The organism is Georgenia faecalis, assembly GCF_003710105.1.
GTDB lineage: Bacteria > Actinomycetota > Actinomycetes > Actinomycetales > Actinomycetaceae > Georgenia_A > Georgenia_A faecalis.
Genome location: NZ_CP033325.1, coordinates 602,615 through 614,467, shown reverse-complemented (window position 1 = coordinate 614,467; position 11,853 = coordinate 602,615). Strand labels below are relative to the sequence as shown.

8 protein-coding genes are annotated in these 11,853 nt (G+C 75.1%); 5 read left to right on the top strand and 3 right to left on the bottom strand.

Going from position 1 to position 11,853, the window contains the following annotated elements:
• Nucleotide 1: 1 nt before the first annotated feature.
• Nucleotides 2-3,136 (bottom strand): FAD-binding and (Fe-S)-binding domain-containing protein, encoded by a 3,135-nt coding sequence (locus EBO36_RS15600; RefSeq protein ID WP_241237044.1) that lies wholly within the window; start codon nt 3,134-3,136, stop codon nt 2-4.
• Between the two features lie 251 nt (nt 3,137-3,387).
• On the opposite strand from EBO36_RS15600, the gene EBO36_RS02555 reads away from it, so the two are divergent.
• Genes EBO36_RS02555 through EBO36_RS02535 form a run of 5 tightly spaced genes read left to right on the top strand, consistent with a single transcriptional unit; the run spans nt 3,388 to nt 9,992 of the window.
• Nucleotides 3,388-5,064, top strand: a complete 1,677-nt coding sequence (locus EBO36_RS02555) for an L-lactate permease (RefSeq protein WP_122823240.1) — start codon at nt 3,388-3,390, stop codon at nt 5,062-5,064.
• A 44-nt stretch (nt 5,065-5,108) separates the two neighbouring features.
• Nucleotides 5,109-5,978: a (Fe-S)-binding protein gene (locus tag EBO36_RS02550; protein ID WP_122823239.1), complete on the top strand. Its 870-nt coding sequence runs from the start codon at nt 5,109-5,111 to the stop codon at nt 5,976-5,978.
• Complete coding sequence (locus EBO36_RS02545) at nt 5,975-7,534, top strand: LutB/LldF family L-lactate oxidation iron-sulfur protein (protein WP_122825394.1); 1,560 nt, start codon at nt 5,975-5,977, stop codon at nt 7,532-7,534. The genes EBO36_RS02550 and EBO36_RS02545 overlap by 4 nt, the downstream gene beginning before the upstream one ends.
• A complete protein-coding gene (locus EBO36_RS02540; RefSeq protein WP_122823238.1) occupies nt 7,534-8,172 on the top strand; it encodes a LutC/YkgG family protein in 639 nt (212 codons plus the stop codon). Before EBO36_RS02545 ends, EBO36_RS02540 begins: the two co-directional genes overlap by 1 nt.
• Before the next feature lie 23 nt (nt 8,173-8,195).
• Complete coding sequence (locus EBO36_RS02535; protein WP_122823237.1) at nt 8,196-9,992, top strand: ABC-F family ATP-binding cassette domain-containing protein; 1,797 nt, start codon at nt 8,196-8,198, stop codon at nt 9,990-9,992.
• A 16-nt stretch (nt 9,993-10,008) separates the two neighbouring features.
• On the opposite strand, the gene EBO36_RS02530 is transcribed toward EBO36_RS02535, so the two are convergent.
• Together EBO36_RS02530 and rsmA are read right to left on the bottom strand one after the other, a co-directional pair.
• Nucleotides 10,009-10,938 (bottom strand): 4-(cytidine 5'-diphospho)-2-C-methyl-D-erythritol kinase, encoded by a 930-nt coding sequence (locus EBO36_RS02530; RefSeq protein ID WP_122823236.1) that lies wholly within the window; start codon nt 10,936-10,938, stop codon nt 10,009-10,011.
• On the bottom strand, nt 10,935-11,843 hold the full coding sequence (gene rsmA / locus EBO36_RS02525; protein ID WP_206515612.1) for a 16S rRNA (adenine(1518)-N(6)/adenine(1519)-N(6))-dimethyltransferase RsmA: 909 nt from the start codon (nt 11,841-11,843) through the stop codon (nt 10,935-10,937). Before rsmA ends, EBO36_RS02530 begins: the two co-directional genes overlap by 4 nt.
• Nucleotides 11,844-11,853: the final 10 nt, after the last annotated feature.

Genomic DNA, 11,853 nt, shown 5'->3' with positions numbered 1-11,853 from the left:
GTTAGCGCCCGGGCCGGGTGACCTCCTCGAGGAGCTCGAGCACGTGGCGGTACGGGCGCCCCGTCGCGGCCGTCATGCCCATCTCGCACGTCCGGTTGCACGAGGCGTAGGCGGAGAACGGCCCGTTCGCCGCCTCGTCGGCGGCGATCTCCGCCGCCTCCATCTCGGTGGCGCCGGCGGTGAGCTCGGGGTGGAGCATGCCCCGGTCGCCCGCGGTGCCGCAGCACCCCCACCCCACGGGGACGGTCACCTCGCCGGCGACGGCGCGGCTCACCGCCTCGAGGTCGCCGACGGCGCCGAGGTGCACCGCGGAGCACGTGGGGTGCACGGCGAGCGTGGGGAGCTTGCGGTCCTCGGGGACGTCGAGCGCCGGCAGGAGCCGTTCGCGGGCGAAGCTCACCGCGTCGACGACGTGGACGCTCGCCCAGCGCTCGGCGAGCTCGCCCTCGAGCCGCTTGCCGATGCCGGTGAGGCCGTGGGTGCAGCTCGACGCGTCGCACACGACGGGGACCCGTCCGCCGTCGGTGAGCCCCCAGACCGCGGCGGCCACCGTGCGGGCCATGACCGTCGCCCCGTCGACCAGGCCCTTGGACTCCCACACCGTGCCGCAGCACATCTGGTCGATCCCCTCGGGGACGGCGACCCGCAGCCCGGCACGCTCGCACAGCCGCAGGAACGCCGCCCCCGCTCCCTGGCCCTCGCCCTCGGGGGCGAAGAGCGAGCCGATGCACGCGGGGAAGAAGACCACGTCGACGGGCTCGGTCGCCGCGGGGACCGGCACCGGTCCGCCCGCCCGGGCCCGCCCGTGGGGCAGTGTCTGCGGCAGGTCACCCTGGTTGGCGGTGGTGGCCGGGTTGCCCTCGGCGGCGCTGAGCCCCCCGGGCTCCGTACCGGCCGGCGCCGGGGCCGACGAGGCGGGCGGAGTGGCGGACGGCCGACTCGCGGACGGCGGACCCGCGGACGGCCGACCGGCGGACGGCCGACCCGCAGACGGCCGACTCGCGGACGGCAGGCCGGCGACGACCGCGGGCGACGCGGCGGCGAGCCGCGCGCGTGACCCTCCGGCGCCGGGCAGGTCGCTGCCCACCTGCGGGATCCAGTCCCGCAAGGTCTGGCCGGCGACCTTCCGCACGCCCGCGGTGAGGCCGGACAGGGCGCGGCCGGGGACCACCTCGGCCACCCGGAGCGCGGTGCGCAGCGCCGCCGTCGTCGGCCCCCATGCCCGGGCGGCGAGGGTGCCGCCGGCCCGCACGGGTGCCGGCCGCGCCTCGGCGCGGAAGGACTTCATCACCGCGCCGGTGTCGATGCTCACCGGGCACGCCGTCACGCACAGCGAGTCCGCGGCGCAGGTCTGCACCCCCTGGTACGGGTAGGCGTCGGCGAGCTCCCGGCGCACCTCCGGGGTGGCCCGGGCCATGTCCCGCAGGAGGGTGATGCGCTGCCGGGGCGTCGTCGTGGTGTTGCGCGAGGGACACACCGGCTCGCAGTAGCCGCACTCGACGCACCGGTCGAGCTCGGGGTGGACGGGCGGGACGATCTTGAGGTGGCGCAGGTGCGCGCGGGGGTCGTCGTCGAGGAGCACGCCCGGGTTGAGCACCCGTGCGGGGTCGCACAGCGCCTTGACCTCGCGCATGACGTCGTAGAGGTCGTCGCCGTACTGGCGGCGCACGTACGGCGCCATGATGCGCCCCGTCCCGTGCTCGGCCTTGAGCGAGCCGTCGGCGCCGAGGATGAGGTCGACGAGGTCCTCGGTGAAGGCCGCGTAGGCGTCGAGCTCGCGCCGGTCCTCGAGGTGCGGGTTGATCATGAAGTGGAGGTTGGCGTCCTTGGCGTGCCCGAACGTCACGGCGTCGTCGTAGCCGTACCGGGCCAGCAGCATGCCGAGCTCCTTGACGGTGCCGGTGAGCGCGGCGGGCGGCACGACGATGTCCTCGAGCAGCGCGGTGGTCCCCTGCGGGCGGGCGCCGGCGACGGCGGCGTACAGCCCCTTGCGGACCGCCCACATGCGGGCGCGGGCCGCCGGGTCCGTGGTGAGCGTCGCGGGCGCGGACAGCCGGAGGTCGCCGAGGACCGGCTCCATCACCGCCCGGGCGGCGGCGAGGGCCTCCCGGTCGGTCTCCTGCAGCTCGACGAGCAGCGCGGTGTGGTGCTCGACCGCGATGGCCCGCATGACGTCGTCGGCCTTGGGGTCGGCCTGCGCCACCCGCAGCGAGGACGGGTCCATGAGCTCGATGGCGACGGCGCCGGCCGCGGTGAGGGGCGCGATCGCGTCGGTGGCACGGTCGATCGAGTCGAAGACGCACAGGGCGGTGGCGACGTGGGTGAGGGCGGGCACGGTCCGCAGCGTCACCTCCGCGACATAGGCGAGCGTCCCCTCCGAGCCCACGACGAGGTGCGCGAGGACGTCGACGGCGTCGTCGTGGTCGAGCAGCGCGTTGAGGGCGTAGCCCATGGTGTTCTTCATGGAGAACTGGTGCTCGATGCGGGCGCGCAGGTCCGCCCGCGAGCGCACCCGGTCCCGCAGCCGCAGCAGGCCGGCGTGCAGCGCGGGCTCCCGGGCGCGCAGCACCGCGTCCGCGTCGGGCGCCCCGGTGTCGAGGACGGTCCCGCTGGGCAGGACGAGGACCATGGACTCGAGGGTGCGGTACGCCGTCGCCGTCGTCCCCGACGTCATCCCGGAGGAGTTGTTGGCGACGACCCCGCCGATGGTGCACGCCGTCTCGCTCGCCGGGTCGGGACCGAGCCGGCGGCCGTAGGGCGCCAGCGCGGCGTTGACGCGCCTCAGGACCGCCCCGGGCTGGCACCGCACCCGGGCCCCGCCGTCGAGCACCGTGACGGCCCCTTGGTGGCGGCGGACGTCGACGAGGACGCCGTCGGAGACGGCCTGGCCCGACAGGGACGTCCCCCCGGAGCGGAAGGTGAGCGGGGTGCCGTGCCGGGAGGCGGCGGCGAGCACCGCGGCGACCTGCTCCGTCGAGGTCGCCGTGACGACGGCGCGGGGGGTGAGGAGGTAGTGGGAGGCGTCGTGGGCCAGGCGAGCGCGGTCCACCACGGACGTGCTCAGGTGCTCGGCCCCGGCGGCCGCGCCGAGCGGGCCCAGGTCGGCGAGCGACTGGGTGTCCTGGTCGATCGTCATGGTGCCTTCCTCGTCCTCACGGGGTGCCGGCAGATCTAGCGTGCCACCGCCACGGTAGCGCCGGAAGCACCGGCGGACGACGCCGCCCGAGGGGCGTGCAGGCACGTGGCGGCACCCCGGGCGCAGCGCCGCGCACCGGGCCGCAGCTCTGGACGAACCGCTAGTGGCCGAAGGCCCAGCGGGAACCGGCCGGCAGGAGCACCATCGTGGTGTGCGCCACGCCCGGGCCACCATCGAGCAACGGAGCCACGATGATCACGACGACGCTGGCCGCCTCCACCTACACCGCCGAGACCGACGCGGTCGGCGGCAGCCTCCTCGTGTCCGCCCTCGTCGGGCTCATCCCGCTGCTGACGTTCTTCGTCCTCCTGGGTGTGCTGCGGGTCAAGGCCCACCTCGCCGCCCTGGGCTCCCTCGCCGTCGCCCTCCTCGTGGCGGTCCTCGCCTACGGCATGCCGGTGGACCTCGCGCTCCTGTCCGCCACCCAGGGCGCCGCCTTCGGCCTCTTCCCCATCCTCTGGATCGTCATCACGGCGATCTGGCTCTACGAGCTCACCGTCGTCAGCGGGCGGATGGAGGACGTGCGGGCGGTGTTCAGCGCCGTCGGGCGGGGCGACATGCGGGTCCAGGCGATGCTCATCGCGTTCTGCTTCGGCGGCCTCCTCGAGGCGCTCGCCGGGTTCGGCGCCCCGGTCGCCATCACCGGGGCGATGCTCGTGGCCCTCGGCCTCCCGCCGATCCGCGCCGCCGTCGCCGTCCTCGTGGCGAACACGGCGCCCGTCGCCTTCGGCGCGATGGCGATCCCCATCACCACGGCCGGCAACCTCACGGGCATCCCCGCCGAGCGGATCGCCGAGGTGGTCGGCCACCAGACCCCGCTGCTCGCCGTGTGGGTACCCCTCCTGCTCCTCTTCCTCGTGGACGGCGTCCGCGGCGTGCGCCAGGCGTGGCCGATCGCGCTCGTCACCGGCGGTGTCTTCGCCGTCCTGCAGTGGTGGGCGTCGAACTACTTCTCCTACGAGCTCACCGACGTCGTCGCGGCGCTCGGCGGGTTCCTCGCCGCCGTCGTCATACTCCGGTTCTGGGGCCCGCGCACGCCCGAGGACCAGCGCTCGAAGGTGACCGACGCCGGGCGCGACCTCACCCCCCGGCGGGTGCTCCTCGGGCTGCTGCCCTACTGGCTGGTCGTCATCATCTTCTCGATCGGCAAGCTGTGGCGGTGGGGCGTGGACGTGCCCGCGGCCCTCGCCTCGACCGACGTCGCCCTCCAGTGGCCGGGGTTGTACGGCCGGCTGCTCACCGCCGACGGCGAGGCGTCGACGTCGGCCGTCTACACCTTCACCTGGCTCTCGAGCCCCGGCACGATGCTCCTCATCACCGGCCTCATCGTCACGGTGGTGTACTCCGTGGCGCGCGACGCCGGTCGCGAGCCCATCACCCTCGGCCGCGGGATCGGCGCCTTCTTCCGGATCATCCGGGACATGCGCTTCGCCATCCTCACCATCGCCTCGGTGCTCGCGCTGAGCTACGTGATGAACCAGTCCGGGCAGACCGTCGCCATCGGCACGTGGCTCGCCGCAACGGGCGCGGCGTTCGCCTTCCTCTCCCCCATCCTCGGGTGGATCGGGACCGCGGTCACCGGCTCCGACACCTCCGCCAACGCGCTGTTCGCCAAGCTGCAGCAGACCGCCGGCCAGGGCGCCGGCATCAACCCCGAGCTGCTCGTCGCCGCCAACACCTCCGGCGGCGTGGTGGGCAAGCTCATCAGCCCGCAGAACCTCACCATCGCCGCGAGCGCCATCGGCAAGCCCGGCTCGGAGCCCGAGCTGCTCCGCAAGGTGGTGGGCTACAGCGCGGCGATGCTCCTGTTCCTGTGCGTCCTCGTCTACCTCCAGTCCACGCCTGTCCTGGGCTGGATGGTCGACTGAGGCGTTACCGTGAGTCCGCTCACACCCACCGAAGGGGGCGCCTGATGCGCATCGCCATCTTCCCCACGTGCATCGCGGACGCGATGTTCCCCTACGCCCCCGTCGCGACGGTGCGGCTGCTCGAGCGGCTGGGCCACGAGGTGGTCTTCCCCGCCGACCAGGCCTGCTGCGGGCAGATGCACGTCAACACCGGCTACTACCGCATGGCCATGCCGGTCATCCGCAACTACGTCCGGTCCTTCGAGCCCATGCTCGACGGCGAGTGGGACGCCGTCGTCGCCCCGTCCGCCTCGTGCGTCGGCTCGGTCCGTCACCAGCAGGCGATGGTGGCCCGCCAGGAGGGCGACGAGGCCCTCGCCCGGCAGGCGGAACGGGTGGCGGAGCGGACCTACGACCTCTCCGAGCTCCTCGTCGACGTCCTCGGGGTGGAGGACGTCGGCGCCACCTTCCCGCACCGGGTCACCTACCACCCCACGTGCCACTCCCTGCGGATGATCAAGGTGGGCGACCGGCCCCTGCGGCTGCTCCGGGCGGTCCGGGGTATCGACCTCGTGCCGCTGCCGGAGGCGGAGTCGTGCTGCGGGTTCGGCGGCACCTTCGCGCTGAAGAACGCCGAGACGTCCACGGCGATGGTCGCGGACAAGGCCGACCACATCGTCGCCACCGGCGCCGAGGTGGTCGTCTCGGGCGACTACTCCTGCCTGATGAACATCGGCGGGCGGCTCTCCCGCGACGGGGCGGACGTGCGCGTCGCCCACCTCGCGGAGGTCCTCGTCGCCACCGCGGACGAGCCCTGGGAGCCGGCGGTGCTCCCGCCGCGCCGCGGGGAGGCCGGGTGCGCGTGCGACGGGCCGCCGGGGTCCGGGTGTGCCGGCGCGCCCGCCTCGGCGGCGGCCGCGGGAGGTGCGCGATGAGCACGACGTTCCTCGGGATGCCCACCCCGCTGCCCGCGCAGCCGCCCCAGGACCCGCTGCGCTGGGGCCCGACGTTCCCCGACGCCGCGCACGAGACGCTGGCGAACGGGCAGATGCGCGCCAACCTCGCCAAGGCCACGCACACGATCCGGGACAAGCGGCTGCGGGTCACCGGTGAGCTGCCGGACTGGGAGGAGCTGCGGGAGGCCGGTGCCGCCGCCAAGCACGAGGCGATGAGCCGGCTGCCCGAGCTGCTCGTCGAGCTCGAGGCCAACGTCGTCGCCCACGGCGGGGTGGTGCACTGGGCGCGGGACGCCGCCGAGGCCAACCGCATCGTCACCGCCCTCATCCGGGCCACGGGCGCCGACGAGGTCATCAAGGTGAAGTCGATGGCCACCCAGGAGATCGGGCTCAACGAGCACCTCGACGCCGAGGGGATCACCGCCCTCGAGACGGACCTCGCCGAGCTCATCGTCCAGCTCGTCGGGGACATGCCCTCCCACGTCCTCGTCCCCGCCATCCACCGCAACCGGTCGGAGATCCGGGAGATCTTCCGCCACCGCATGGAGGAGTTCCCGGCGGGGCTCACCGACGAGCCGCGCGAGCTGGCCATGGCCGCCCGCGCGCACCTGCGGCGCAAGTTCCTCTCCGCGAAGGTCGCCGTCTCCGGGGCCAACCTCGCCGTCGCCGAGACCGGCACGGTGGCGGTGTTCGAGTCCGAGGGCAACGGCCGGATGTGCCTCACCCTGCCCGAGACCCTCATCACCGTCATGGGCATCGAGAAGGTGGTCCCCACCTTCCGGGACCTGGAGGTCTTCACGCAGATCCTCCCGCGCTCCTCCACCGGGGAGCGGATGAACCCCTACACGACGATGTGGACCGGGGTGACGCCCGGGGACGGGCCGCAGGAGTTCCACCTCGTCCTCCTCGACAACGGCCGGACCAAGGCGCTGGCGGACGAGGTGGGGCGCGAGGCGCTGCACTGCATCCGCTGCTCGGCGTGCATGAACGTGTGCCCGGTCTACGAGCGCACCGGCGGCCACGCCTACGGGTCGGTCTACCCCGGGCCGATCGGGGCCATCCTCACCCCGCTCCTGCGCGGGACCGGGACGGGCCCGGGACCGCTGGACCCGCACGACCCCACCGCCTCGCTCCCCTTCGCCAGCTCGCTGTGCGGCGCGTGCTACGAGGCGTGCCCCGTGAAGATCGACATCCCCAAGGTGCTCGTCCACCTGCGCAACCGGATGAACGAGGCCCAGTCCCGGCGCCCGGTGCCCACCGGGTGGGAGGTCGCCATGCGCGCCGCCGGCACGGTGCTCTCCAGCGGCGCCCGGCTCGCGCCGGCCGACCGGGCCGCGCGCCTCGCCAAGGTCTTCGCCCGGGACGGCCGCATCGGGGCGCTGCCGCCGCCCCTGCGGGGCTGGACCGACAGCCGGGACGTGCCCGCGCCACCCGCGCGGTCGTTCCGCGAGTGGTGGGCGGACACCCACGACGCCGACGGCCGGCCCACCGCGGACGCCGACCGCCGGCCCACCGGCCGGGACGGAGGGGCGTGATGGACGCGCGCGCGGCCGTGCTGGCCCGGATCACCGACGCGCTGGGGCGCTCCCAGCAGGGCCCCCCGCCCCCGGTCCCCCGCGACTACCGCGCCTCCTCCGAGCTCGCGCCGGGCTCGGCGGGCGCCGTCGAGCTCCTCGTCGACCGGCTCGTCGACTACCGGGCGCGGGTGCACGAGTGCGACGAGGCGGGCCTGGCGGCGGTCCTCGCCACGGTGCTCGCCGAGGCAGCGGCCGTCGTCGTCCCCCCTGGCCTGCCCGAGGCGTGGCGCTCCGCAGTGCCCGGGGACGTCCGGGTGGACGCCCCGGGCGCGCCGCTCAGCCACGCCGAGCTCGACGCCGTCGACGCGGTGCTCACCGCCTCCCGCGTCGCCGTCGCCGAGACCGGCACCATCGTCCTCGACGCCCAGCCCGACCAGGGCCGGCGGGCCATCACCCTCGTGCCCGACCACCACGTGTGCGTCGTACGCCGCGACCAGGTGCTCGCCACCGTGCCGGAGGCGGTGGCGGTCCTCGGGGCGAACCCCACCCGGCCGCTCACGTGGATCGCCGGCCCGTCGGCGACGAGCGACATCGAGCTCCAGCGGGTGGAGGGGGTCCACGGTCCGCGCACGCTCGACGTCGTCATCGTGTCCTGACCGCGGTCACTACCCTGGAGGGGATGGCACATCTTCTCGGGGCCGAGGCCCTGCACCTGGAGTACCCGACCCGCACCGTCTTCGACTCCGTGACCCTCGGGGTCAACGAGGGCGACCGGATCGGCATCGTCGGCCGCAACGGTGACGGCAAGTCCAGCCTCCTGGGCATGCTCGCCGGACAGGTCGAACCGACCACGGGCCGGGTGACGCGTCGAGGGGGCGTCCGGTTCGGCGTCCTCGACCAGTCCGACCGGCTCGACGACGACGCCGCGGTGGGCCGCTCGATCGTCGGTGAGCGCCCGGAGCACGAGTGGGCGGGCGACGCGCGGGTGCGCGACGTCCTCACCGGCCTGGTCGCCGACATCGACTGGGACGCCCGCGTCGGCGACCTCAGCGGCGGGCAGCGGCGCCGGGTGGCCCTCGCCGCGCTGCTCGTCGGCGAGTGGGACGTCCTCGCCCTGGACGAGCCCACGAACCACCTCGACATGGAGGGGGTCGCCTGGCTGGCGGACCACCTCAAGCGCCGCTGGCCGGCGTCCTCGGGCGGCCTGGTGGTCATCACCCACGACCGCTGGCTCCTCGACGAGGTGTGCACCGAGACGTGGGAGGTCCACGACGGGACCGTCGACTCCTTCGAGGGCGGCTACGCGGCCTACGTGCTCCAGCGCGTCGAGCGCGACCGGCAGGCCGCGGCGACGGAGTCCAAGCGCCAGAACCTCATGCGCAAGGAGCTCGCCTGGCTGCGTCGCGGCGCCCCAGCCCGGACCGCCAAGCCGAAGTTCCGCATCGACGCCGCGAACCAGCTCATCAGCGACGTGCCGCCGCCGCGCAACCCCCTGGAGCTGCAGCGGCTCGCCATCGCCCGGCTGGGCAAGGAGGTCGTCGACATCGAGGACGCGCACGTGCGCTTCGGTGAGCGCGAGGTGCTCCGGGACGTCACCTGGCGGATCGGGCCGGGCGAGCGCACCGGCATCCTCGGCGCCAACGGCGCGGGCAAGTCCACGCTCCTGGGCCTGGTGTCCGGGTCGGTCCTCCCGACCGCCGGCCGGGTCAAGCGGGGCAAGACGGTGCGGATCGGCATGCTCGACCAGCAGTTCTCCCAGCTCGCCGAGATCGGGGGCGACCGGGTGCGGGAGGTGCTGGCCCGGACCCAGACGACGTTCACCATCGACGGCAAGGACCTCACCCCCGCCCAGCTGCTCGAGCGCCTCGGGTTCGCCCGCGAGCACCTCTCGGCGCGGGTGGACGAGCTCTCGGGCGGGCAGAAGCGCCGGCTGCAGCTCCTGCTGCTCCTGCTCAGCCAGCCCAACGTCATCGTCCTCGACGAGCCCACCAACGACGTCGACTCCGACATGCTCGCCGCGATGGAGGACCTCCTGGACTCCTGGCCGGGCACGCTCATCGTGGTCTCCCACGACCGCTACCTCCTCGAGCGGGTGACCGACCAGCAGTACGCCATCCTCGACGGGCGCCTGCGCCACGTGCCCGGCGGCGTCGACGAGTACCTCCGGCTGCGCCGCGCCCAGGACTCCGGCACGGCCGGCGCGGTGCCGGGCTCCACGCCCTCCGGGCCGGCCGGCGCCGAGACGGGGTCCGTCTCCGGCGCCGAGCGCCGCGCGGTGCAGAAGGAGGTGGCCGCCGTCGAGCGCCGCCTCGCCAAGGTGGACGCCGAGGTGAAGGCCGTGCACCGGGCCATGGCCGAGCACGACCCGTCCGACTACCCGGGCCTCCAGCGGCGCACCGACGAGCTGCGCGCGCTCGAGGCGGAGGTCGCCCGGCTCGAGGAGCGGTGGCTGGAGCTGTCCGAGCTCGTCGGCTGATCGGCCGCCCGGCTCCCTAGAGCGGGGCGCGCACGGGCTCGAGGACCCGAGCGCCGGGGGCGGGGGCGGTGACCACGAGCACCTCCGCGGCGACCTCCGCGCGGCGCAGGACCTCCGCGACGGAGGCGGCGTGCTCGGCGTCCAGGGCGAGGGCGGCGACCGTGGGGCCGGAGCCGGACAGCACCGTCCCGAGGGCCCCGGCGCGGGCGGACGCGGCGAGGACGTCGTCGAGCGCGGGCATGAGGTCGACCGCCGCGTCGGTGAGGTCGTTGACGAGGTGCCGGGCGAGCTCGTGGGGGTCCCCGGCAAGGAGCGCGGCGAGGAGGCCCTCGTCGACCTCCGGCGCGGGCGGCTCGTCGTCGAGGAGGTCGTCGAAGGCGGCGAAGACGCGCGGGGTGGAGAGCCCCTCGTCCTGGAGGGCGAGCACCCAGTGGTAGGTGCCGCGGGACATCGCCGAGGTGAGCACATCCCCGTGCCCGGCGCCGACGGCGGTGAGCCCGGTGAGCGCGAACGGCACGTCGGCCCCGAGCTCGGCGCCGAGCTCGACGAGCTCGCGCCGGTCGAGGCCGGTCCCCCACAGCTGGTCGCAGGCGAGGAGGGCGGCGGCCGCGTCGGCCGACCCGCCGGCCATGCCGCCGGCGACGGGCACGTGCTTGGTGACCTGCAGCGCGGCGCCGGCCGTCGTCCCCGTCACCGTGCGCAGCAGCTCGGCGGCGCGCAGGGCGAGGTTCGTGCCGTCGACGGGCACGAGGTCGCAGCCGCGCCCCTCGACGGTGAGGCTGAGCCCCTCGGCGGGGCGGGCGACGACGTCCTCGGACAGGGAGACGGCCTGGAACACGGTGGCGAGCGGGTGGTAGCCCGACGGCTCGCGGGCGCCGACGCGCAGCGCGAGGTTGATCTTCCCCGGTGCCCGCACGTGCACGCCGGGGTGCTCGGGGGTCCTCATGACGCCACTGTGCCAGAGGTGCCGGCGCCCGGGCGGTGCTCGGCGATCCGGGCGAAGTCGGCGATGCCCAGCCGCTCGCCGCGCAGCGACGGGTCGACCCCGGCCGCCCGCAGCGCGACCTCGGCGGCGGCCGCGGATCCCGCCCAGCCCGCCAGCGCGGAGCGCAGGGTCTTGCGCCGCTGGGCGAACGCGGCGTCGACGACGGCGAACACCTCCTCGCGGGTGGCGGTGGTCGCCGGCGGCGGGCGCCGGACGACCCGCACGAGCGCGGAGTCGACGTTGGGGACGGGCCAGAACACCGACCGGGCGATGGTGTGCGAGCGGGTGGTCTCGGCGTACCAGGCGGCCTTGGCCGAGGGGATGCCGTAGGTCCGCGACCCGGGCGGGGCGGCCAGCCGGTCCGCCACCTCCGCCTGGACCATGACCAGGCCCGACCGCAGCGAGGGCAGGCGCTCGAGCATGGTGAGGAGCACGGGCACCGCGACGTTGTACGGGAGGTTCGCCACGAGGGCGTCCGGCGCCGCGCCCCCGGGGAGGTCGGCGGGGCCGCGCACGTCGAGCGCGTCGGCCACGACGACGTCGAACCGGGCGCCCGGGGCCCGCTCGGCGACGGTGGCCGGGAGGGCGGCGCCGAGCACCGGGTCGATCTCGACGGCGACGACCCGCGCCCCCGTCTCCACCAGGGCGAGCGTGAGCGAGCCGAGGCCGGGGCCCACCTCGAGGACGACGTCGTCGGCGGTGATGCCCGCGGCCCGGACGATCCGGCGGACGGTGCCGGGGTCGACGACGAAGTTCTGCCCGAGGGTCTTGGTGGGTCGGATACCGAGCCGCTCGGTGAGCGCGCGCACGTCGCTCGGACCGAGCAGCGCGCCCTGAGCCCCTGAGGGGCGCGCGTTGGCCGTCACGCCTGCGAGC